Source organism: Blautia segnis (assembly GCF_014287535.1).
GTDB classification, from domain to species: domain Bacteria; phylum Bacillota; class Clostridia; order Lachnospirales; family Lachnospiraceae; genus Blautia_A; species Blautia_A acetigignens.
Genome location: NZ_JACOOT010000025.1, coordinates 18609 through 41692 on the forward strand (window position 1 = coordinate 18609; position 23084 = coordinate 41692).

Consider the following 23084-nt stretch of genomic DNA (forward strand, 5'->3'; position numbering starts at 1 on the left):
GGGTAGAACCAGGGGATATCTATTATGAAACTCTACTTCATAATTCATTATCGATTTCCTCATCCATTAATCACACGATACAGATATCCCCTGTTTTACATACATACAAAAAAATATAAAAGGATCGTAAAGGCGCGAAAGTAAAACAAATGTTTTCTCTTTTGCGCCTTTTTGATATTAAATATGTATCTGCTCCTGCTTATCCGGTGCAGGTACAAGATGAGGGAGGAAATTATTATGGATTATTCAGCAGTAAACACAATCTGGGTGCTTGTTGGCGCCGCGCTTGTCTTCTTCATGCAGGCAGGCTTCGCAATGGTGGAAACCGGTTTCACCAGAGCAAAAAACGCAGGTAACATTATCATGAAAAACCTGATGGACTTCTGTATCGGTACTCCGGCATTCTGGCTGGTTGGTTTCGGTATTATGTTTGGAGCAGGAAACGGCTTCTTCGGAAGAATCGGCGGAATTGCCACCGAGGCAAATTACGGAAGCACAATGCTTCCTGACGGTGTTCCGTTCTGGGCATTTTTGATTTTCCAGACTGTCTTCTGTGCAACCTCTGCTACTATCGTTTCCGGTGCCATGGCTGAGCGTACAAAATTCTCTTCTTACTGTGTATACAGTCTTATGATCAGCCTTGTGGTTTACCCGATCTCCGGTCACTGGATCTGGGGCGGCGGCTTCATCAGCCAGATGGGCTTCCACGATTTCGCCGGTTCCTGTGCAGTTCATATGGTAGGCGGTGTTGCCGCATTTATCGGTGCAGTTATCCTTGGACCTCGTATCGGTAAATATTCAAAGGATGGAAAATCAAAAGCTATTCCGGGCCATAACCTGACAGTTGGTGCACTTGGCGTATTTATCCTCTGGTTCTGCTGGTTCGGCTTTAACGGTGCCTCCACAGTTTCCATGGAGGGAGATGCAATTGTCAGTGCAGGTAAAATCTTTGTAACTACGAACCTTGCTGCTGCAGTTGCCACTGTAACCGTTATGCTAATCACATGGATCCGCTACAAAAAGCCAGATGTTTCCATGTCCCTGAACGGTTCTCTTGCAGGTCTTGTTGCAATCACCGCAGGCTGCGACACCGTATCTCCTACATCTGCAGCAATCATCGGTATTGCAGCTGGTTTCGTTGTTGTATTTGGTATTGAATTTATTGACAAGGTTCTCAAGGTTGATGATCCTGTTGGTGCAGTTGGCGTTCATGGTTTAAACGGTGCTTTTGGTACACTTGCAGTTGGTCTTTTCTCAGACGGAGCCGGTACAGAATGGAAAGGTCTTTTGGTTGGCGGCGGTTTCCACGGCTTTGGCGTACAGCTTGCAGGCATGCTGATCACAATCGCATGGGTTGCAGTAACTATGACCATTATTTTCCAGGTAATCAAGCATACTATGGGACTTCGTGTATCTGCTGAAGAAGAGATTCAGGGTCTTGATGTAAAAGAGCATGGTCTTGCAAGTGCTTACGATGGATTCGCAATCCGGGATGCAGTTGGTTCCGTTCCGACTCCTATGGGAACTTCCAGAGAATTTACTACGGTTGCCAGACCTTCTGCTCCTGCTGAGTTCGTTCCGGAGCTTCCAAAGGACGGTGTTCACAAACTGACAAAGGTTGTGATCATTACCCGTCAGAACAAGCTTGAGGAGTTTATGCAGGCCATGAATGAAATCGGTGTTACCGGTATTACCATCACAAACGTTCTCGGATGCGGCGTACAGAAAGGTGCTCCTGCTTTCTACCGTGGCGTTGAGATGGATATGAACCTTCTTCCAAAGGTTAAGATTGAAATCGTAGTCAGCCTTGTTCCGGTACAGAAAGTCATCGAGACAGCCAAGAGAGTTCTTCATACCGGTCAGATCGGTGATGGAAAAGTCTTCGTCTATGACATTGAAAACGTTGTCAAGATCAGAACCGGCGAGGAAGGATACCTGGCACTGCAGGATACTGACGCAGAAGCCTGAGCCATCAAAAAAAGAACTTTCGGAAATCAAAATCCGAAGGTTCTTTTTTATTGACTTATTGCGTTTGACAAAAGCCTGCTTTATTTATTTTTTCCACCGTTGTCCAAAAGAAGCTGCTCCAGATTATCGCAAAGCTTCTTGGCATCCTCGTACTTGCCGGCCTGGAGGGCAAAGGCAATGCGGTTTTCCAGGTCTTTTTTCTTCTGCTCGTATTCCAGGTAATCCTTGTCGAAGTGGTCGGCATAGATCATCTTGCGGAATTTGCGCATGCTAACCTTGCGAAGGCCTTTGTCTTCTGTGAGAAGAACGTAATCCATGCAGTTGGCTACGGTGTAGAAATCGTGGGAAACCATGAGGACGGTTCCATTGTATTTCTCTATGGCATCCTCAAGGGCAAGCTGGGAATAGGTGTCCAGATGGCTGGTTGGCTCATCCAGAAGGAGAAGGTTGGCATCTGTTCTGGAAATCTTCGCAAGCTGGAGGAGATTTTTCTCGCCGCCGGACAGGTTTCCTACCGGGCTGTAGATCAGTTCTTCCTCAAAGCCGTAGGTTTTCAGGTAGCCGATGACCTGGGCGTCAGTGTCAAAGCCTGCATCCTCGAAGTTCTTTAGGACGGTGGCTTTCTCATCGAAAACTTCGCCGTGCATCTGGGAAAGATAGGCTGTTTTTACATTCTCGCCTAAATGGATGGCAGGATTTTCCCCGCGGATGATATCACGAAGAAGGGTGGTTTTTCCGGTGCCGTTGGGGCCTACAATAGCTACCTTCTCTCCTGCCTGAATGGAGAAGGATACATGCTCCATAATCTGGCGGTCAAAGGCTACGCTGTAGTCTTCTGCATGCAGCACGGTCTGGTCTTCCAGCGGACCTTCGGTGTGAAGCTGGATGTCCGGCTGTTTGATGTCCACAAAGGGGGACTTGGTTTTGCGCGCTTCCAAACGCTCCAGAAGGGAAACCCTGGCGTGAAGGCTTCTTCCGCGGGTGGCGCTGTCAATGGCTGTGGCGCTGTTTCTGAGGCGTTCCACGATCCTGCGGTTTCGCTCGATTTCTTCTAAGTCGGAGGCGGCAAGTTCCTGCTGCTCGATCTTCATCTGGAGAAGGGCAAAATTGTAATCCACGTAATTGCCGTCAAATTCCTGGATCTCCGTGTTTTCCAGATGGAGGATCTTGTTGAAGCAGTGGTTGAGCAGGTAGCGGTTGTGAGTGATCACAAGGAGGGTGCCCTTGTGGGAATTGATCAGGTTCCGAAGGGCGTTCAGGTGCTGGAAATCCAGGAACACGTCGGGTTCGTCCATGATGATGAATTTAGGGCTGATCATCATTTCGCGGATGGCCTGCACCAGCTTGAATTCACCGCCGGAAAGACTGGAGAGAAGCTGGTCCTCATAGCCTGCAAGCCCGGCAACCTTCAGCTGCTTGCGGATGTTGCTTTCATAGAAATCGCCGTCGATGGCGTTAAATTCATCCAGGGTGGTCTGATACTCTTCCATTAGCTCTTCTAAGCGGTCTGTAGTGCCCATGTCCTCACAGATCTGGTTGATCTTATTTTGCAGGCGGACAAACTCTTCACTGAGGTAGTCGAATACGGTTACTTCTTTTTCTTCGTCTATGGCGTAGAACTGGCTCACATACCCGATCCGCCCCGGAACATCGATGATCAGCTTGCCATCATATAAGTAATCTTCCGGGTGAAGGATCATATTCACCAGCGTACTTTTCCCAGTCCCGTTGGTCCCAATAAACGCACAATGCACATCATCCTCCAGGGTGAAGGATATCTTGTTATATAACTCTTTATGCGGAAAAGAGTAGGATAAATTCTCTGCTCGTATCATAAAAACTCCTTTTTGTTCAGTTGACAGTTATTTCAGCTTCGGTAAATTCCATCTGTAGTGGGCGGCCAGGTAGCGCATGAGGATTACGGCGGCGGAGCCAAAGATCAGGGAGGCGACTACGCCGAAAAGGCGGTAGGTGTAGACGCACACGATGGCTCCCACGATGGAGGCGCAGGCATAAATATGCTTCACGAAAATGTAGGGCGGGACTTCTGCCATCATGTCGCGGAGCAGGCCGCCGCCTACGCCGGTGATGGTTCCCACAAACACCAGAAGGAAGGTGTTGTCTGCAAAGCCCTGACGGATTCCGGTGTTGACGCCCACTACGGTAAAAATACCAAGTCCCACAGAGTCCATCACCAGCATCACCTTGTCATAGGTTACATTCCCCTCCAGCAGCTCCCTCTTGAAATAAAGAAGGAAAAACACCAGCACAGATGTGAGCACTGCCACAGCCGCATAGACCGGCTTCTGGAACACACCTGGCGGGATGATTCCAAGGGTTACGTCACGGATCATTCCTCCGCCAACAGCGGTAATCACTCCCAGCACCGTCACCCCGAAAATGTCCATCTTCTGCTCTGATCCCACCAACGCCCCTGACGCGGCAAAGGCAACAGTGCCGATCATTTCCAGAATAAATGTAATTGTTTCCTGATACCCCATAAAATAATACCTCTTCCATTTTTTTACCAGCGCTTTCTTCCCTCTTTTCCTCTTCGTCTATGCGCTGGCTCACTGTCCCCTATTGTACCATAAAACTCCCCATTTGCCACCTGGAAAATTCACGAAACCACAACAAATTTCAGATTGGCTAAATTTTCTTGTTAAAAAATGACCGGAAGATCGCTCTCCCGGCCATAACTTTCATTTCTTCTCTTCACTTGTAAAGCTTGCCCGAATCCCGGTAAATTTTTCCATCATCCCTTCACGCCTCCAAGTGCCACACCAGCCACAATATACTTGGAAAGCACCAGGTAAACCACAACCAGCGGGATAATGGTAACAAAAAGTCCCACATAAACCACACCGTAATCCGTACGGAACTGGTTAGAGCTTAACAGCTGCACGAACATAGGAAGCGTCTTCTTGGAATCTGTAGTTAACAGGATGGTCGGTGTAAACAGGTTGTTCCACTGTGCAATAAACTGGAAGATCGCCTGTGTAGCAACCGCCGGCTTCATAATCGGCAGAATGATCCGGTTAAAAGTATGCCACTCCTTGGAGCCGTCAATTCTCGCCGCCTCGATCATTTCCAGGGACAATGTGCTCTCCATATACTGCTTCATAAAGAACACAACCGTAGGCGCCGCAATGGTGGGAATAATCAGCGGAATGTAGGTATCGATCAGCTTCAGATCCAGCATAAACCGGTAAAAACCGATAATGGAAATCTGGCTTGGCACCATCATAACCGCCATAATAAACGCCCATGCAAATTTCTTAAACTTAAAATCATAAACATGAATGCCATACGCCGTCAGCGCGGAAAAATAAACCGCCAGGAAAGTACCCGGAATGGTAATGGTTGCAGAGTTCAAAATCGCCTTCTGCAGGGTAATCTGCATACCATTCTGCTTGATCATCAGGTTTTTCCAGTTCTCGATCAGATGGGTGGACGGAATCAGGGAAACACCCGCCTTAATGGATTCCGAATCCCTTGTAGCATTCATCACCAGAAGTACAAAGGGCAAAAGTGCGATCAGACAGAAGAAAATGCAGATCACCATACGAAAGATTCTCTGATGCAGCAGACTTTTGCTGTAGCTGTCCTTTACTTTACTCATAATCTTCCACCTGCCTTTCTGCGCTGCCGCTGCTCTCTCTTCATCCGCCTGTCTTCACTGTCTCCCATAGTGGCAAACAGAATCAGGCTGACGATCAACGTGATCACAAACAGTACAACGGAAACGGCTGCTGCCTTTCCAACATCGCTGTTATACAGACGCATAATATACATGGCCATAGTAGTGGTCTTGTCATCCGGCAGACCCACAAGTCCGGTCTCCGGAACATTGAACAGCGCCGGAATATCATACATCTGCAGACCGCCAATCGCGGAAGTCACCAGAGTATACAGCATGATCGGCTTCAAAAGAGGCAGGGTAATGTAGCGGAACTTTTTCCATCCTGTTGCCCCGTCAATATCTGCCGCCTCGAAAAGTCCCGGGTCAATGCCAAGAACACCAGAAATCAAAAGCAATGTGGTATTTCCAAACCACATCCACCACAAAATGCCGGAAATCAGCCCGCGGCTTCCAGCCACACTGGACATGAAATCGAAATTGCTGCTGAGGATTCCCCAGTCTTTCAAGGTCTGGGTAATGGGTCCATACTGGGAAAACAGGGATTTAAACAGTACGGAAACAGATGCTGCGGTGATAACGCTTGGAAGATACACAATGACCTTCATGGCTCCCGTTCCCTTTACCTTCACCTTCTCATCGGTAAGCCACACAGCCAGAAGAAGGGAAACCAGGATCTGTGGAACAAAGTTAAAGCCCCACATGATCAGGGTATTTTTCAGATAACTGAGCACGTACCCTCTCTCACCAGCTGTCATGCCAAGGATATTGAGAAAATTCTTGATTCCCGCAAAGTCCACGAACTCACGTCCATTCCGCTTGTAATACGTCAGCGTGCTGTAATAAAATGTATTGATCAGCGGCCATAACTGGAAAACCAGATAGGTAATAAAAAACGGTGCGATAAAAAAGTAGCCATACCTTCCATAACTGATTTTTTTCTTCTTTTTCTTATTCATAACAGCCTCCTGTCTGAACCTGATGCGCCCTGGCAGGGCAGAACGCCTGACACTAAGGGGAACCCACTTTTTGGCTTCCCTGTCACTGGCAGTCATTCTGCTTCTGAAACCAAAGCAGCCACCGGCAACTCATACAGATAGAAGAATGTGCTGCTCCTTCTTTTTGGGAAGAAGCAGCACACTCACTACTACTTATTTTTTACTTTTACAAGCCCTTACGTTTGATTTATTCTGCGCTCAGGTAAGAGAATGTATCGTGGATAGAAGCGGTCAAATCTGCGATTGCAGTGTCAAGGTCTTTCTCTCCTGTTGCGTAAGCCTTGGTCTGGGTATCCATAAGGGAAAGAATCTGCTGATCTTCTGCTGTTACCATGGAAGCGTCAAGTCCATCTGCTAATGGAAGGAAGAACTCCATGAAGTTCTGTCCAGCATCCGGATACAGATATCCATTGCCGTCTGCGGATGTGCCAGCGTCGATGATCTTGCTGACTGCTTCTGTATTGTTTACATAGTCAGAGTTCAGAGTGTTGATTGCAACCATGCCGTCCTCATCGCAGGTAAAGAATTTCATAATCTTCGCTGCAAGCTCGGTATCTGCACAATCTGTTGTAGCTGCAAGGCCTGTGCCGCCCCAGTAGCATTTTGTCTGGGTAGGAACAAGGATGGTGTTGTCTTTCCATGAATCGGTCAGACTCCAGTATACGAACCACGGGCATCCCATATAAGCAACTGCTGCATTGGATTCTTCGCCGTCACCGCTCATATTTGCACTCCAGTCAGCGCTCCACTGATCGGTATTGAAGGTAAGGTCTTCGTCATAAAGAGTCTTGGCTGTTTCCATGTAGGTCTTAATATTGTCATCAATTGTGATCTTATCGTTCTCATCATAGAAGCCCTGGGTTCTGGAACCGGTCAGGCTTCGTTTGATCTCATCATAACCGGAAAACAGTTTGCACTTGCCGCCGGAAGCCTCGTTTACTTCTCTTGCGGTCTCAACGATGGTATCCAGGTCTTTGAACTTCTCAGCAAGCTCTGCAGGATCGGTTGTTCCAAGATATTTCTCAGCCAGATCTGCACGGATCGCATAGCATCCAGGAGTTGCCTGCCAGAACAGTGCTCTTACATTGCCGTCCATATCAGAGCCAAGATCCAGGTTGTACTGATAGCTGTTTGCATAATCGTCAGCGGTAATGCCAAGGTCTGCTACATTCTGAACCCAGTCACTGTTTACATATTTCTGAACGTAGTCAACTTCCAGGCCCATCATATCCGGATATAATTCATTGGAAGGATCATCCAGTACAGGATCCAGCTTGCCCTGATAGTAATCAGATCCGCCTGTGTTTACGAATACGATTCTTTCGTAATCATCTGGATAGGCTTCTTTAAATGGTCCGTCAAGAATCTTCTTGATATCGTCATTCCAGCCCCATACAACAAAGGAATCATCTGCGGAAGCGTCTCCGGTAACTTCGTTCTCCGGCGCTGCATCTTCTGCCATAACCGGAACTGCAAACATTGTCATTCCTGCCAGCATAGAAGCTGTTAATAATACGCTCACCATTTTTTTCTTCATGTTACTTCCTCCTTTAATATGATATCTTTTCCTTTTTTGATTGCTACTTGAATCCCCTGGGCGGATACACTGTTTTTACAGATGCTCCTTTGAAAAGCGTTCCGTCTACTGTGTACTTCTCAATTACGGTGGTCTTGGGGTGCTCGATCAGCTCAATCAGCCGTTCTGCTGCAATCCTGCCGATTGCTGCAGTGTCCTGGCAAAGGGTGGTAAGCCTTGGCTCAAGAACCTGGGCAATATTGATTCCGTCATAGCCGGCTACCGAAATGTCCTCCGGTATCCGAAGCCCTCTCTCCCGTATCTCGTTTATCCCTCCTAATGCTGCATAATCATCAGGATAGAGAATACAGGTGGGCGGATCCTTCAGATCCAGTAATTCGCCAGTTCTCTCTCCTGCCAGGTCCGCATCTCTGTAAAAAGATGGCTTTACATATTCATCCGGTTCTTCGATTCCCAGTCTCTGCAACGTCCTGTAAAAGCTTCCAAGCCGGTTCTTGGTAACCGATGTGTCATCTCCATGGATGTAAGCGATCTTGCGGTGTCCCTTCTTATATATATAAGTAACAAGATCTTCCATTCCCTGGATGTTGTTGGATACTACCGAAATCCTTCCATCACAGATATGATCAATGGTCACAGCCGGAATGTCTGAAAGCAGAAGCTCCTGAACCTCATCTGCGGTAAAATCCACGCATGCCATCACCACGCCGTCCACGCTGCGGTATCTGCAGTGCTCTAAGTAAGTCATCCTTCTGCCGGAAACATTTCCGCTGGTAAACGTGATGTCATAGCCTTTTGCCTCCGCAGTACTCTTGAAGCTCTCCAGAACATGGTTGAAATAGTCATGGGTGAGTCCGCTTCTGGCTTCGTCCACAAACAGGACTCCCAGGTTAAAGGTCCGCTTCGTCTTCAGGGCTCTTGCCGATGAGTTGGGGAGGTACCCCATCTCCGAAGCCGTTTTCAATATGTAGTTTCTTGTTTCTTCTCCGATGTCGGAGTAACCATTTAATGCTTTACTGACAGTGGCGACTGAGACATTGCACTTCTTCGCGATTTCTTTCATGGAAACCATAAGCCTGCCTCACTCTCTGGTCTGTTACTGCTTCTCGCATTCACAGCAACCCTTTTTCTTTCCTGTCATCTCTAAATCGTTTTCGTGGCTTTATAGTATCCCCTTATGCACAAAAAATCAAGTGCTTTTTCTCATTTTTTGTGCGTTTTAACTGCATTCTACCTATTGCACAATTTCATCTCTTGTATTTTTTACAATTTTATCTGCAGCCATGAAAGTTTCCGAAAAATTTTCGCGAAAATTTTCGTGCTTTAAATCTCTGATTTGTCATATATAATAGATTTAATTTTTACTGTAATTTTTCAGTTGCTTTTCGTCAGTCTATCTATTATACTTAGGGCAAATGTAGACCATTATTCTTTACTATTACTTCTTTTTGCCAGAACTTATTCGTTTTCGTATGTTAATTATCTCACAATTTCAGTCAGCACTCTACAACCGATAAAATACGATACGGTCGAATAAATAAGAATAGAACTTTTAAGGAGGATTTTCCATGAATTTCGGACATTTCGATGATGCGAATAAAGAATATGTGATCACCACACCGGATACCCCGCTGCCCTGGATCAATTACCTGGGCTCCCAGGATTTCTTTTCCCTGATTTCCAATACCTGCGGCGGCTACAGCTTCTACAAGGATGCCAAGCTGCTGCGCATTACCCGCTACCGCTACAACAACATTCCGGTAGATTCCAACGGAAAATATTACTACATTAAGGACGGCGATTCCATCTGGAACCCGGGGGCAATGCCTACCCGCACGTCTCTGGATGCCTATGAGTGCCGCCACGGTCTTGGCTACAGCCGCTTCCACGGGGAAAAGAACGGGCTGGCAGCGGACCTTCTGGCTTTTGTTCCAGTTGACACTCCATGCGAGATCAACAAGCTGACTTTGAAAAACAACTCTGATGCTGCGAAAGAGATTTCCCTTTTTTCCTATGTGGAGTTCTGTCTGTGGAATGCAGTGGATGATATGACCAACTACCAGCGAAACTTAAGCACTGGTGAGGTGGAGATCATCGGCAGCACCATTTACCATAAGACCGAGTACAGAGAGCGCCGCAACCACTACAGCTTTTTCACAGTAAATGCCCCGGTGGATGGCTTTGATACCAGCCGTGATGATTTCCTGGGACTTGGCCGCGGAAACAATAATCCGATTGCTGTGGAGGAAGGAAAGAGCCGCAACTCCGTTGCCAGCGGATGGTACCCAATTGCCAGCCAGCAGATCAACGTTACCCTGGCACCGGGCGAGGAGAAAGAATTTGTGTTCCTTCTTGGCTACTGCGAGAATCCCAAAGATGACAAATGGGAAGCACCAAATGTGATCAAGAAGGATCCGGCTAAGAAGATTATGGAGAAATTCGCCGCTTCCCAGCAGGTGGATGCCGCCTTTGCCCAGCTGAATGCATACTGGGATGAGCTTCTCTCCCGCTATCACGTAGAGAGCCAGGATCCTCATGTAAACCGTATGGCAAATATCTGGAACCAGTACCAGTGTATGGTTACCTTTAACATGTCCCGCTCCGCTTCCTACTACGAATCCGGAACCGGACGCGGCATGGGATTCCGTGATTCCTGCCAGGATCTTCTTGGCTTCGTCCATCTGATCCCGGAGCGCGCAAGGGAAAGAATCCTGGACATCGCTGCCACCCAGTTTGAGGACGGAAGCGCTTACCATCAGTACCAGCCTCTTACCAAGCAGGGCAACCTGGATATTGGAAGCGGATTTAACGATGACCCGCTGTGGCTGATCGCAGCGGTGGCAGCTTACTTAAAGGAGACTGGAGACTACGCGATCTTAGACGAGATGGTTGCCTTTGACTGTCATATGGAAAAAGCAGCAACCCTGTTTGAGCATCTGCGCCGTTCCTTCGAGTACAGCCGCACCCATCTTGGACCGCACAAGCTTCCGCTGATCGGACGGGCAGACTGGAACGACTGCCTGAACTTGAACTGCTTCTCCAATGAGCCTGGAGAGTCTTTCCAGACTACCGGGCCTTCCGAGGGACCAGTTGCAGAGTCTGTGTTTATTGCAGGTATGTACGTGAAATATGGAAATGAGTTTGCGGAAATCTGCAGACGTGTTGGGAAGGAAAAAGAGGCAGAAATCGCGCAGAAGGCTGTGGATGAAATGTACCAGGCCGTTCTGGACGCTGGCTGGGACGGAGAATGGTTCCTTCGTGCTTATGATGCTGCCTCCCAGAAGGTTGGCTCCCATGAATGCGAAGAGGGACAGATTTTCATTGAGCCTCAGGGCTTCTGCATTATTGCCGGAATCGGCGTGAAGGAAGGCCTTGCCAAGAAAGCACTGGATTCTGTGAAAGAGCGTCTGGATACCAAGTACGGCATTATGCTTCACCAGCCTGCTTATACCAGATATTACCTGAACCTTGGGGAGATTTCCTCCTACCCGCCGGGATACAAGGAAAACGCAGGTATCTTCTGTCACAACAATCCATGGATCTCCATTGCGGAAACTGTGATCGGCAGAGGAAACCGTGCTTTTGAAATTTACAAAAAGACCTGTCCATCCTATATTGAAAACATCAGTGAGATCCACCGTACTGAGCCTTACGTTTATTCCCAGATGATCGCCGGACGGGATGCGGCCCGCCACGGTGAGGCGAAAAACAGCTGGCTTACCGGAACGGCTGCCTGGACCTTTGTCAACCTTTCCCAGGCGATCCTGGGCGTGCAGCCGACCTATGACGGACTTTCCATTGATCCGTGCATTCCGGAAGGATTCGGTGACTTCACCCTCACCCGCCGCTTCCGCGGTGCCACTTACTACTTCGATGTGAAGAACCCGAACAATGTGGTAAAAGGCGTTGCTTATCTGGAAGTAGATGGAAAACAGGTGAAAGGAAATGTGGTTCCTGTTGAGGATGGTAAAAAAGAATATCATGTGACGGTGCATATGGCATAGTGATTTATTTATATACGACACATATACCAGAATACCAGGAAAGCCTCCAGAGTAAAATCGCTCTGGAGGCTTTCTTGTATTTTGTCACAATTCCAATTATTTCCCTGCATTCTCATAAAGAGGATGAATCTCTTTCTTAAATGTATAGCGGATGAAAATAAAGCAAACCGCCCCGGAGAATACCTCCGCGATAGGGAATGCCCACCAGCAGGCTCCAAGTCCTCCCACTTTTGCAAGGATAAAGGCTGCAGGAAGCAGTACGATCAGCTGTCTGAGCACAGACACGGCAAGGCTGAGGAATCCATGTCCCAGTGCCTGGAATACAGAAGATGCCACCACAGAAAATCCTGCGATCAAAAAGCTTATGCTGATGATCCGAAGTGCCGGGATTCCAATTGCCAGCATGTCATCCGATGCACTGAAGATTCCCAGAAGCGCTCCCGGGAAAAGCTGGAATACCACAAATCCAGCCAGCATAATGCACACACCATAAGTGATGCTCAGCTTGATGGCCTTGGTAATACGTTCAGGCTTTCTCGCACCGTAATTGTATGCTGCAATGGGCACCAGACCGTTGTTCAGTCCGAATACCGGCATAAAGATAAAGCTCTGCAGCTTGAAGTATACGCCGAATACCGCAGTTGCTGTGGAAGTAAATCCCATCAGGATCTTGTTCATTCCAAAGGTCATAACCGAACCAACGGAAGCCATGATGATAGACGGGAATCCAACGCTGTAAATGTGACGGATCACTTCCCCGTTCAGTTTATATTTCACAAGGGAAATATGCAGTTCCTTGTTCAGCTTGATGTTCATGATCACACCGATCACAGCTGCAATGATCTGTCCGGTTACAGTAGCAAGCGCCGCACCGGTTACTTCCATTCTCGGGAATCCAAAGAGACCAAAGATCATAATCGGGTCTAAAATGATATTGATCACAGCACCAATCAGCTGGGTTGCCATAGAATATATGGTTTTTCCCGTGGACTGCAGAAGCTTCTCCGCACACAGCTGGATAAACAGACCGAAAGACATGATTCCGATCACCCGCACATAATCCACGCCGTATGCCAGGATCTGGGGATCATCGGTCTGCACGCTGAAAAATGCCGGAGCGAAAAATCCGCACACAATGGCAAATCCGATGAAGCTGAAAATAGCAAGGTAAATACCGTTGTTTACCGCGCTGTTGGCATATTCATTTTTCTTTTCCCCAAGGGCACGGGAAACCAGGGCATTGATACCTACACCTGTACCGGTTCCCACCGCGATCATCAGGTTCTGTACCGGGAAAGCAAGGGAAACTGCTGTCAGTGCATTTTCGCTGAGTTTCGCAACAAACATACTGTCCACAATGTTATAAAGCGCCTGGACCAGCATGGAAATCATCATAGGCACGGACATGGTAAGCAGAAGCTTTGCCACAGGCATCACGCCCATTTTGTTTTCCTGGATATTTTTTTCTTTTTCCAAAAATTACTCTCTCCTTTCAAATCAAAAACTGGTTTGCCAAAAGGCCAGAGCGTGTTTGAAAAAGGCTTTCTGCAAGATGTACGCCACAATTTGTGGGAGATTTTGTTCGGATGAGGGCGCCGTAGCGGGCTACGGCAACCGAATTCGAGCAAAATATACCGCAAAGTGGGGCGTGCAGATTGCGGGAATGATTTTTCAAACACGCTCTAATTCTCTTATTGTATAGAAGTCTTCGGCAGATGTCAATATAGGGGGTGGATTATTGTCGAAAATTGTGCTATTGTAGTTACAGCGTATTTCAGTGCAAAACGCGTAACTGTAAAGAGATTCGGCAGTTATGTTACAAAATATGAAATTGGAGGGATTTTTCTTATGGAAAGACATAGCTTTGCAATGGAATTAAAAGAAGGTAAAAAGAACGACTACCGCAGAAAACTTGGCGAGATCTGGCCGGAGCTTACCGCATTTCTGGATCAGGAGAAGGTACATAACTTCAGTATCTGGAACTGTGATTCCCTGATTTTCGGATATTACGAAACCGACGAAAATCACGAATTTTCGGAAGAGAAAAAAAACCAGATCCAGGCACTTACCGCAAAAATTGAAGACACCTTCACCTGGATCTCCACTCCCGGAGAAAACATGCGCCTGATGTACCACAACTTCGGCGTTGTCCGCGAAAACAAAGAGCTGATCCGCCACAGAATGTTCATGACCAAACTGAAACCTGGCTGCGAGGAAGAATACAAGGCAAGACATGACGGTCTGGTCGCCGCAAGAGAAGGCAAGATTGATCCCGGCCCGGACAGCAACTTCAGCATCTGGAACGCAGGCGGCTATATTTTTGGCTACGACGAGATCGACACCACCATGGAAACCGAAGAGACCCCGGAAGCTCACGAAGCTACCGTTGCCTGGGAAACCCGCCAGCTGGGCATTATGGACTGGATCACCAACGACTGCGACTGGCTCACTGGAGAAATCCACTCTGCAAGCGTGAGACTGGCTTGGCATAACTAAAAAATCTGGCGTGACTTCGGTCACGCCTTGCTTTTTCCAATCTTGAGTTGTCACCTATTTTTACTTTTGCCACATCTATGATCGTACAGTTATAATTTGCAAAGAAGTTTTTGCAGGATTTTCCTGCACCTGCGCTGCTCCTCCATAATTGTTTCATCCGCAATGTAAGCCAGCTGCAGATCTCTTCTTTTTTTCATATCCATGACTTTATTCTCCTCTGCCGCAAAATATATTTCATTATTTCTCTACAGATCTTTTAATTCTTTTTTCAAAATTTCCAAATCTCCAGGCAGGAGGGTTCGCATTTCCAGATAGACGCAGTCATCCTGGATGTGACCGATTACTGGGGTGGAAAGGGTTCTTAGGCGATGGCTGATTTCTTCGGCGCATATGCTGCTGTCACGGGGTTTTATTCCCAGGGCAAATCCAGGCAGAGTTTTCCCCGGCGTGGTGCCGCCGCCTGTGACGTTGGTTGTGGGAACAATTTCGAATAGGAATCTGCTGTTCGCGTCTTGATTGAACCCTCGTTTTTGCGGCTGACCAGGCAGTGGCTTTTCCCAGGAGTTCAACCACGAATTAGTTTCAGATATATGCTCACCAGAAAAGCTGGCAATTTCCGTGACCAGTTCCTGTACCATAGTTTTCAACTGTGCAGCGCTTCGGCTCATCATCTCGTACACTGGGATTTCCTGACGGATATCCTCTTTCAGATACAGACTTATAGTTCTGTCCAGGGAAGCCGCTGTAAATTTATCAATGCGAAGGGCGCGCATAAGGGGATGCTTCGCAATCTTTTCGATCAGATCCCTGCGGCCTGCCAGAATCCCTGCCTGTGGGCCGCCAAGCAGCTTGTCGCCGCTGAAGGATACAAGGTCTGCTCCTTTTGCCAGAAGCTCCTGAACCTGTTTTTCAGTGCCAAGGCCATAGGATGCCAGATCCACAAGACAGCCGCTTCCAAGATCCACCAGAAGGGGGATTTCGTGGCTGTGAGCTGCCTTTGCAAGCTCTTCCACGGTTGGTTCATGGGTGAAGCCTGTGATCTGATAGTTGCTGGTGTGAACCTTGAGGAACGCGGCGGTATTTTCTGTCACCGCATTCTGGTAATCTTCCAGATAAGTGCGGTTGGTGGTTCCCACTTCCACAAGGGTGGTTCCGCTCTGGCTGCATACGTCCGGGATCCGGAATTTGCCGCCGATTTCCACAAGCTCTCCTCTGGACACAACGGTCTCCCCACCAGATGCCAGCGCTGTCAGCATTACAAGGACAGCTGCCGCATTATTATTGACTGCAAGGCATGCTTCTGCTCCTGTGAGCCTGCACAGATTTTCGGAAAAATGGTCGTACCTGCTGCCCCGCTTTCCATCTTCCAGGTTCATTTCCAGGTTGGTGTATCCGGTCATAAGGGGCACAAGCTCAAACACCAGCTTTTCTCCCAGAGGTGCACGTCCAAGATTGGTATGCAGGATCACGCCCGTTGCATTGATCACCCGCTGCATCCGCCGCTGATCCTGCCGAGATAAAATCTCCTGCATTTTTACAAGAAGATACTGCTCAAACGTACTGGAACTCTGAATATTTTGTTCCTTATTTTTTTCATCATATAAACATTCTGATTCGTCTGCATTCCTCTTCGGAACATCAGCAGGACTTTCTTGTCTGCCAGTTTCCAGGCAGCTTTCTTCCGATCCGATGCAGCTGCCCGTCCGCAGCACTTCCCGCAGCTGCTCCTGGGCTTTTCTCGCAGCTTCCAGCACAATCTGGTATCCATACAGCTCACACTGCGCCTTTACTGATTCCATCTCCATGAGCCTGTCAATTTTCGGGATTTTCCGAAGCAGTTCATTTCTGTTTTTCCTAAAGCCTTCCGGAACTTCTCTGCTCTTCTGGCCTTCCGGAACCTCCGATGCCTGATCACGGTCACCCATTATTTTTCTGTGCCTCAATCTTCTCCGCCAAGTCATTGAGATAAACCCAGCGGTCCATCTTCTCTTCCAGCTGCTGCTCTGCGGCTTCCTTGTCCGCCATGATTTCCCGAAGCTTCACGGAATTAGTGGCGTTTGCCATCATGTCGTTTTCCAGCTTGGCAATTTTCTCTTCCAATTTCGCGATATCATCATCAATGGTCGCGTACTCCCGCTCTTCCTTATAAGAGAATTTCAGCTTCTCCTGGCGGTTCTGTCCCTGCTTCCAGTCCTTTTTGGTGGCTTTCTTCGGTTCCTCACCGTTGCCATCCGCCCCGGAACCAGACTTATCAGCTGCCCCGGCAGAGCTGCCATCTCCGCCAAATCTCCGAGCTTTCGCCTCCACATAATCGGTGTAGCCGCCCTCATACTGAGTCAGCTTTCCATTTCCCTCAAATGCAAAAATACGGTCCACCACATCATCCAGGAAATAGCGATCATGTGACACGGTAATCACAATTCCGGAAAAAGAGGACAGATAATCCTCCAGAATGGTCAGAGTCGGAATATCAAGGTCATTGCTTGGCTCATCCAGAAGAAGCACGTTAGGCGCCTCCATCAGCACTTTCAGAAGATAGAGACGTCTCTTCTCCCCGCCGGAAAGCTTGGCAACCGGCGTGTACTGCATAGCAGAATCAAACAAAAACCTCTCCAGCATCATAGACGCACTGATCCGTCCGTCTCTTGTAGGAATAAATTCCGCCACATCACGGATATAGTCGATCACCCTCTGGTTCCCATCCATATCCGGCACTTCCTGGGCAAAATAACCGATCTTAATGGTTTCCCCAAGCTCCACCTCACCGCTGTCTGGCTGCACCATTCCGTCAATGATGCGGATCAGGGTAGATTTGCCGCAGCCGTTGGGCCCGATAATGCCAAGTCGCTGGTTTCTCAGCACAATATAATCAAAATCATCCAGGATCACCTTATCCCCATAATGTTTGGAAACATGGTGAAGCTCCACAGTTTTCTTTCCCATGCGGGTCTCCACGGAATCCATCTGCACATCCAGATCCTGGGTAGGTGCCTTGCCGTTTTTTAACGCTTCCAGACGCTCCAGGCGGGCACGCTGCTTGGTGCTTCTGGCGCGGCAGCCACGCTTGGCCCACTCCAGCTCCATGCGAAGAACACTCTGTCTCTTCCGCTCGGACGCCAGCTCCATTTCTTCCCTCTGCGCCTTCAGTTCCAGGAACCCGGAATAGTTGGCATCATAGGAATAAATTTTCCCATGGCTGATCTCCAGGATCTTGTTGGTTACCTTATCAAGAAAATAACGGTCATGAGTAACCATGATCACAACGCCCTTAAACCGGTTGAGGTAATCCTCCAGCCAGGTCACCATCTCATTGTCCAGATGGTTGGTAGGCTCGTCCAGGATCAGCACATCGGAAGGATTCACAAGGGTGCGGGCAAGGGCAACCTTTTTCTTCTGGCCGCCGGAAAGCTGCTCCACCAGGGCGTCATGCTCAGTGATGCCAAGCTTGTTCAGAATATTCCTTGCCTCACTTTGGGTACTCCAGTCCTTCTGCCATTTACCGTCCGCCACATAATCCTGCACAATGGCTCCCTTTGGAAAATCCGGCATCTGGGGCAGATAGGTGATCCGAAGCCCGTTCTGCGTAATTACCTGTCCCTCATCGGTCTCTTCTTCCCCTGCAATGATCTTAAGCAAAGTACTTTTTCCTGTTCCATTGATTCCGATAATACCAATCTTATCACCATCATGGATTCCATAAGAAATATCATCAAATATTTTTTTATCTCCGAAAATTTTGCTTACATGTTCTATATTCAGTACGTTCATCTGATCTAATTACTCCTTCTGCTATAACCTGCTGCCAGCTCAAAAGTCCTGCAACACTTTCCAGTGCTGACTCCGCGATTGCTGTTCTTATCCTCTTTTTTTCTCAAATCCGTGGATCCAGTCTGATTTCAGATAGAAGATCAGAAACAGAATGGAGCTTAAGGTCCAGGTCAGCGGATAAGCCCAGAACACGGTCTGGATCACCGGATGTATTTTTACCGCTACAGTAATGTAAGTCACACGGATCACACACCAGCAGGCAAGCATGACAAACATAGGCACAGTAGCCCTGCCTGCCCCTCGCATCAGGCCTGCAATACAGTGGGAAAAGGCAAGCAAAAAGTAAAATAAAGTAATGACATGTGCCTCTCTCACGCCATATTCCACCACTCCCGGATCATTGTTAAAGGCAGCAATCAGAACCGGACTTGCAAAATACACAATAATTCCAACCACTTCTGCCATGGAAATGCTGCACAGGATTCCAATGCGCGCGCCCTTTTTCGCGCGGTCGTATTTCTTGGCTCCAAGGTTCTGGCTGATAAAAGTAGTCAGTGCCATGGAAAAACAGGTGATCGGCAGGAATCCGAAGCCCTCCACCTTGGAATAAGCTCCGCAGCCTGCCACTGCCAGCTTGCCGAAGCTGTTGATATTGGACTGGACCACAACGTTGGCAATGGCAATTACAGAGTTCTGCACGCCAGCCGGAAGACCGTTGGACACGATCTGCTTCACCATATAGGGATCCAGATTTATTTTTCTAAGAGAAACCGTATATTCCTCCGGGCTCTTCTTCATGAGACGATACAGGCACAAAAGTGCGCTTGCAAACTGGGCAATGATGGTTGCAAGTGCAGCCCCTTCCACGCCCATTCCCATTGCTCCAACGAAAACCATGTCCAGGGTCACATTGAGCAGGGATGAAAAAATCAGGTAATACAGCGGATGGCGGCTGTCTCCTACCGCCTGCATAATGCCTACAAAGTTATTGTAAAGAACCAGTCCCAGTGAACCCATGGCATATACCTGGAAATACAGGGTAGATTTGGGCAAAATATCTGCCGGGGTTTTCATCAGGACCAGGATCTTCGGCGCCAGCACAACACCGGATATGGTCAGAAGGATTCCGCATAAAATACCAAAGGCTACCGTAGTGTGGATGGCTTTTTGCAGCTCCTTTTGCTGTCTTGCGCCAAAATACCTGGCTATAATAACGCCGGCTCCCATTGCCATTCCCTGGAAAAATCCTACCAGCAAAAAGGTAAGGCTGCCGGATGAGCTGACTGCTGCCAGCGCATCACTTCCCAGAAAATTTCCTACGATCAAAGAATCTGCAGTATTGTACAGCTGCTGAAACAGGTTTCCCAGAAAAAGCGGGAATGCGAAGCCCATCAGTTTTTTCCAGATGGACCCTTCTGTCAGCAGGTTCTTGTTTTGTGAATTATTCATTTTCTCCCCTCCATCAATCCTTTCTATCCTAACATAATATACCCTCTTTTTCAATTGCAAAAGCGCGCAATTCGTGTATAATGAAAGATAGTATAAAATATTATCAGTAAACTTGAAGGAGGACTTATTTTTGAAAAATCTGGATACAGTCTGGACCAGCCAGGCGGCAGACGGACAGACATTAAAGGAATATCCACGTCCCGGCATGGTACGCGGGCGCTGGATCAACCTGAACGGAATGTGGGATTATCTGATCACGGACAGCCGCATCCTGCCCTGGCAGTTTTATGAAAACGAATATTTTCCATTTGACGGACAGATCCTGGTTCCCTTTTCCCCGGAAGCACCTTTGTCCCAGGTAAACAGACAGCTGCTTCCCGATGAAACCCTGTGGTATTCCCGGGTGATTCAGCTTCCAGAGGGCAGCTTTGATCCAACGTGTCAGCGGCTCCTTCTTCATTTCGGAGCGGTAGACCAGATCTGCAGCGTTTATATTAACGGTAAGTTCGTCACCTACCACAAGGGCGGCTACCTTCCATTCTCCGCGGATATTACGGATTTTGTAGGGGAGAACCTGGTTATTTCCATTCTGATCAGCGTCCGCGACTTCAGCGACACCTCCTACCACGCAAGAGGCAAACAGCAGCTGGAAAGAGGCGGCATGTTCTATACCGCACAGAGCGGAATCTGGCAGACTGTGTGGATGGAGATTGTGCCAGAGGATTACATAAGAGATCTGCGGATCACCCCGGATTTTGACAATGGGCATGTGAAGATCCGGATGCGCACAGAATGCCCGGACAATCGTTACGGCACAGGCAATGCCTCTTATGATGTACAGCCAGATAGTGATAAGACTTCTTCTGACTCCTGCGAAGACGCTAAAGGATCGGTCCACGCTTCCGCTCTCTGCCGGATTTATCCGCCGGTCTATCTGGATGCGGACGGCGTGACGGATGAGCTTTGCCAGCAGCCCATCACCGAAGCCTTCCTGAAACCGGGGAAAGAAATTTCCATTCCTGTTCCTGCCAAATACCAGAAACACTGGTCCCCGGAGAAGCCCTGGCTGTATCCCGTTTCCATTGAATATGGGGAAGACCGGGTTCTTACCTATTTTGCCCTTAGGAAATGCGACGTTCAGATGGCAGAGGACAGATATCCCCGCTTTTTCTTGAATCATGAGCCTTATTTCCAGAGCGGGGTTCTGGACCAGGGCTACTGGCCGGACGGACTTTACACAGCCCCCAGCGATGAGGCATTGATCTATGACATCCGTGCCATGAAGGATCTTGGCTTTAACATGCTGCGCAAGCACGGCAAGATTGAGGCAGACCGCTGGTATTTCCACTGCGACCGCATGGGCATGCTGGTCTGGCAGGACATGCCAAACGGCGGTTCCTCCTACCATCACTGGTTTGTCACCTACCTTGCTACCTTACTGAACTGGATGCGCATTCCAGTGAAGGACATTCATGCGAAGCTTCTCTCCCGCACAGATGAGGACGGACGGCAGGAATATGTGGATGATATCCGGGGCATGATCCGGGCGCTGTACAATCATCCTTCCATTGTTACATGGATTCCATTTAATGAGGGGTGGGGACAGTTTTCTACGAAACAGGTCACAGACATGATTCACAAGCTGGATTCTTCCCGTCTGGTGGATTCCGCCAGCGGCTGGTTTGACCAGGGCTGCGGTGACATTAACAGCCTCCACTATTATTTCCTGGGTCTTCCGATTCCCAGGTCTAAGCGTGTACTGGCACTCTCGGAATTTGGAGGTTATTCCCTTCGTATCCCGGAACACAGCGCCTGCAAAAATACCTATGGCTATAAGAAATTCGCCACCTCCGACGGGCTTACCAGCGGATTCGCCCGCTTGATGGAGGATACCATTGTTCCCTCTGTGAAAAAGGGTTACTCCGCTGCTATTTATACGCAGCTCTCTGATATTGAGGAGGAAGTAAACGGACTGATTACCTATGACCGTAAGAAAGTAAAAATGAATCCGCTGATTGTACAGAAGTGGAATGCACGGATTAAGAAAGCGCTGAAGTAATTTACTATGAAAGTCCCAGACGACATCCAGGAATGATTTTTCAAACACGCTCTAGAGCGTGTTTGAAAAAGGCTTTCTGCAAGATGTGCGTCACAATTTGTGGGAGATTTTGTCCGGATGAGGGCGCCGTAGCGGGCTACGGCAACCGAATTCGGGCAAAATATACCGCAAAGTGGGGCGTGCAGATTGCGGGAATGATTTTTCAAACACGCTCTAGGCTTGCATGAGCGAATTCTTGGATATGGTCTGGGCAATAGCCTGGATTACAAATGCAGTCATCCGCTGTGGGAGCGCCCATAGGCGCCAGGTAGCCGACTTTCATATCATCACAAAAGAAAGACCCTGGATTCCTTTTTATAATCCACAGGTCCTTCTTTTTCAGGCTATTTTATAACAGCCCTTTTTTCTTATTTCACGGTCATTTGCAGCTTATACATGGTTCCCTCTCGTATCACTCAAAGCCGCGGCATTGCATTTTACTTTACTCTGCTATGCCTTCTTTTTTCTTAGTTTGCAGCTTCCTCGTCTGCTGCTTCGTCAGCTGTCTCATCTGCTGCCTGTGCATCATCCTTGTAGGTATTCTCTTCGCTCTTGATCAGGGAGATGAACAGAGTCTCTGCGGTCGGCTGAAGCTCCTCGCTCTTCGGTCCGATCTGAACGTTGTACATGATTCCTGTGTCATCCAGGAATCCGATTCCATAAGTAGACTCTGTCTCAAAGGACACTGCAAAGATTCCGTTGATGGAAACCTTCTCAACATCAATATAGCCTGCCTCATCAAGCTCCTGAGCCATGGAATCCAGATCATACTCTGTTCCTACCTCTGTTGCTGTTACTGCCAGATTGACGCCATCCTCAGACTCCGGATCCAGTGCCTGGAACATAACCCCGTCCGCCTGGTCTTCCTCGGAAACTTCCAGAACATTCCAGTTACTTGGTACATAGAGGTCGAAGCCTGGTTCAAAGGTCAACCAGGTTCCTTCGTATGCTGCTTCCTCCAGCATATCGATGGTCAGCTCAGTGATTTCAGTTGCTTCAGCTGCCTCTGTCTCTTCTGCTGCATCAGCTTCTGCCCATACAGGTGCGCTGAATCCTGTGATCATTGCTGCAGTACATAACATCGCCATAACTTTTTTCCAGTTTTTCATATTTTCTACCTCACTTT

At 48.2% G+C, this 23084-nt stretch carries 17 protein-coding genes and 2 pseudogenes; 6 read left to right on the plus strand and 13 right to left on the minus strand.

The window, feature by feature from the left end; all coding sequences use genetic code 11:
- The first annotated feature begins 237 nt into the window (after window positions 1-237).
- Window positions 238-1968, plus strand: a complete 1731-nt coding sequence (locus tag H8S54_RS11015) for an ammonium transporter (protein WP_186901496.1) — start codon at window positions 238-240, stop codon at window positions 1966-1968.
- A gap of 80 nt (window positions 1969-2048) precedes the next feature.
- Here the strand turns inward: H8S54_RS11015 and H8S54_RS11020 are convergent, their stop codons facing one another.
- The 6 genes from H8S54_RS11020 to H8S54_RS11045 form a co-directional block, all read right to left on the minus strand.
- Window positions 2049-3803, minus strand: a complete 1755-nt coding sequence (locus H8S54_RS11020) for an ABC-F family ATP-binding cassette domain-containing protein (protein WP_186901497.1) — start codon at window positions 3801-3803, stop codon at window positions 2049-2051.
- A gap of 27 nt (window positions 3804-3830) precedes the next feature.
- Window positions 3831-4469: a trimeric intracellular cation channel family protein gene (locus tag H8S54_RS11025; RefSeq protein ID WP_021925844.1), complete on the minus strand. Its 639-nt coding sequence runs from the start codon at window positions 4467-4469 to the stop codon at window positions 3831-3833.
- Between the two features lie 254 nt (window positions 4470-4723).
- Window positions 4724-5590, minus strand: coding sequence for a carbohydrate ABC transporter permease (locus tag H8S54_RS11030; protein WP_186901498.1), 867 nt, complete (start codon window positions 5588-5590; stop codon window positions 4724-4726).
- On the minus strand, window positions 5587-6567 hold the full coding sequence (locus H8S54_RS11035; protein ID WP_117853873.1) for a carbohydrate ABC transporter permease: 981 nt from the start codon (window positions 6565-6567) through the stop codon (window positions 5587-5589). Before H8S54_RS11035 ends, H8S54_RS11030 begins: the two co-directional genes overlap by 4 nt.
- A 226-nt stretch (window positions 6568-6793) precedes the next feature.
- Complete coding sequence (locus H8S54_RS11040; RefSeq protein ID WP_186901499.1) at window positions 6794-8143, minus strand: hypothetical protein; 1350 nt, start codon at window positions 8141-8143, stop codon at window positions 6794-6796.
- Between the two features lie 43 nt (window positions 8144-8186).
- Window positions 8187-9215 (minus strand): LacI family DNA-binding transcriptional regulator, encoded by a 1029-nt coding sequence (locus tag H8S54_RS11045; RefSeq protein WP_173766281.1) that lies wholly within the window; start codon window positions 9213-9215, stop codon window positions 8187-8189.
- Window positions 9216-9711: 496 nt separating this feature from the next.
- Here H8S54_RS11045 and H8S54_RS11050 point away from each other — a divergent pair, with 496 nt between their 5' ends.
- Entirely contained in the window at window positions 9712-12147 is a 2436-nt protein-coding gene (locus H8S54_RS11050) for a GH36-type glycosyl hydrolase domain-containing protein (protein WP_117853877.1), read from the plus strand.
- Window positions 12148-12243: 96 nt separating this feature from the next.
- Here the strand turns inward: H8S54_RS11050 and H8S54_RS11055 are convergent, their stop codons facing one another.
- Both H8S54_RS11055 and H8S54_RS19005 read right to left on the minus strand, forming a co-directional pair.
- The gene (locus H8S54_RS11055; protein WP_021926709.1) at window positions 12244-13590 is read right to left on the minus strand and encodes an MATE family efflux transporter; all 1347 of its coding nucleotides are present in this window, start codon (window positions 13588-13590) and stop codon (window positions 12244-12246) included.
- Between the two features lie 49 nt (window positions 13591-13639).
- Window positions 13640-13780 carry a DUF6783 domain-containing protein gene (locus H8S54_RS19005; RefSeq protein ID WP_317259470.1) on the minus strand — a complete coding sequence of 47 codons (141 nt, stop codon included), beginning with the start codon at window positions 13778-13780 and terminating at the stop codon, window positions 13640-13642.
- On the opposite strand from H8S54_RS19005, the pseudogene H8S54_RS19010 reads away from it, so the two are divergent.
- Window positions 13739-13849, plus strand: a pseudogene (locus H8S54_RS19010) (DUF6783 domain-containing protein); the annotation flags it as partial. The gene H8S54_RS19005 and the pseudogene H8S54_RS19010 sit on opposite strands and share 42 nt — an antisense overlap.
- Window positions 13850-13995: 146 nt before the next feature.
- The gene (locus H8S54_RS11060; RefSeq protein ID WP_186901500.1) at window positions 13996-14643 is read left to right on the plus strand and encodes an L-rhamnose mutarotase; all 648 of its coding nucleotides are present in this window, start codon (window positions 13996-13998) and stop codon (window positions 14641-14643) included.
- Window positions 14644-14888: 245 nt separating this feature from the next.
- Here the strand turns inward: H8S54_RS11060 and selA are convergent, their stop codons facing one another.
- The 3 genes from selA to H8S54_RS11075 all read right to left on the minus strand — a co-directional run bounded on the left by selA (window position 14889) and on the right by H8S54_RS11075 (window position 19860).
- Window positions 14889-16568 carry an L-seryl-tRNA(Sec) selenium transferase gene (gene selA, locus H8S54_RS11065; protein ID WP_173766285.1) on the minus strand — a complete coding sequence of 560 codons (1680 nt, stop codon included), beginning with the start codon at window positions 16566-16568 and terminating at the stop codon, window positions 14889-14891.
- The gene (locus tag H8S54_RS11070) at window positions 16561-18411 is read right to left on the minus strand and encodes an ABC-F family ATP-binding cassette domain-containing protein (RefSeq protein ID WP_021926705.1); all 1851 of its coding nucleotides are present in this window, start codon (window positions 18409-18411) and stop codon (window positions 16561-16563) included. Before H8S54_RS11070 ends, selA begins: the two co-directional genes overlap by 8 nt.
- Window positions 18412-18498: 87 nt before the next feature.
- Window positions 18499-19860: an MATE family efflux transporter gene (locus H8S54_RS11075; RefSeq protein ID WP_021926704.1), complete on the minus strand. Its 1362-nt coding sequence runs from the start codon at window positions 19858-19860 to the stop codon at window positions 18499-18501.
- Window positions 19861-19990: 130 nt separating this feature from the next.
- Here H8S54_RS11075 and H8S54_RS11080 point away from each other — a divergent pair, with 130 nt between their 5' ends.
- Window positions 19991-21919 carry a glycoside hydrolase family 2 protein gene (locus H8S54_RS11080; RefSeq protein WP_021926703.1) on the plus strand — a complete coding sequence of 643 codons (1929 nt, stop codon included), beginning with the start codon at window positions 19991-19993 and terminating at the stop codon, window positions 21917-21919.
- Here the strand turns inward: H8S54_RS11080 and H8S54_RS19015 are convergent.
- Window positions 21841-22065 (minus strand): annotated as a pseudogene (locus H8S54_RS19015) (DUF6783 domain-containing protein); the annotation flags it as partial. The gene H8S54_RS11080 and the pseudogene H8S54_RS19015 overlap by 79 nt on opposite strands.
- Between H8S54_RS19015 and H8S54_RS19020 the strand changes: the two are divergent.
- Window positions 22003-22146 carry a DUF6783 domain-containing protein gene (locus H8S54_RS19020; protein ID WP_317259468.1) on the plus strand — a complete coding sequence of 48 codons (144 nt, stop codon included), beginning with the start codon at window positions 22003-22005 and terminating at the stop codon, window positions 22144-22146. The pseudogene H8S54_RS19015 and the gene H8S54_RS19020 overlap by 63 nt on opposite strands.
- A 279-nt stretch (window positions 22147-22425) precedes the next feature.
- On the opposite strand, the gene H8S54_RS11085 is transcribed toward H8S54_RS19020, so the two are convergent.
- A complete protein-coding gene (locus H8S54_RS11085) occupies window positions 22426-23067 on the minus strand; it encodes a hypothetical protein (protein ID WP_021926702.1) in 642 nt (213 codons plus the stop codon).
- Window positions 23068-23084: the final 17 nt, after the last annotated feature.

Coding starts and splice junctions, on each gene's coding strand:
- H8S54_RS11015 (WP_186901496.1), top strand. CDS start 238: ATGGATTATTCAGCAGTAAACACAATCTGGGTGCTTGTTGGCGCCGCG.
- H8S54_RS11020 (WP_186901497.1), bottom strand. CDS start 3,803: ATGATACGAGCAGAGAATTTATCCTACTCTTTTCCGCATAAAGAGTTA.
- H8S54_RS11025 (WP_021925844.1), bottom strand. CDS start 4,469: ATGGGGTATCAGGAAACAATTACATTTATTCTGGAAATGATCGGCACT.
- H8S54_RS11030 (WP_186901498.1), bottom strand. CDS start 5,590: ATGAGTAAAGTAAAGGACAGCTACAGCAAAAGTCTGCTGCATCAGAGA.
- H8S54_RS11035 (WP_117853873.1), bottom strand. CDS start 6,567: ATGAATAAGAAAAAGAAGAAAAAAATCAGTTATGGAAGGTATGGCTAC.
- H8S54_RS11040 (WP_186901499.1), bottom strand. CDS start 8,143: ATGAAGAAAAAAATGGTGAGCGTATTATTAACAGCTTCTATGCTGGCA.
- H8S54_RS11045 (WP_173766281.1), bottom strand. CDS start 9,215: ATGGTTTCCATGAAAGAAATCGCGAAGAAGTGCAATGTCTCAGTCGCC.
- H8S54_RS11050 (WP_117853877.1), top strand. CDS start 9,712: ATGAATTTCGGACATTTCGATGATGCGAATAAAGAATATGTGATCACC.
- H8S54_RS11055 (WP_021926709.1), bottom strand. CDS start 13,590: ATGGGCGTGATGCCTGTGGCAAAGCTTCTGCTTACCATGTCCGTGCCT.
- H8S54_RS11060 (WP_186901500.1), top strand. CDS start 13,996: ATGGAAAGACATAGCTTTGCAATGGAATTAAAAGAAGGTAAAAAGAAC.
- selA (WP_173766285.1), bottom strand. CDS start 16,568: ATGGGTGACCGTGATCAGGCATCGGAGGTTCCGGAAGGCCAGAAGAGC.
- H8S54_RS11070 (WP_021926705.1), bottom strand. CDS start 18,411: ATGAACGTACTGAATATAGAACATGTAAGCAAAATTTTCGGAGATAAA.
- H8S54_RS11075 (WP_021926704.1), bottom strand. CDS start 19,860: ATGAATAATTCACAAAACAAGAACCTGCTGACAGAAGGGTCCATCTGG.
- H8S54_RS19020 (WP_317259468.1), top strand. CDS start 22,003: ATGTGCGTCACAATTTGTGGGAGATTTTGTCCGGATGAGGGCGCCGTA.
- H8S54_RS11085 (WP_021926702.1), bottom strand. CDS start 23,067: ATGAAAAACTGGAAAAAAGTTATGGCGATGTTATGTACTGCAGCAATG.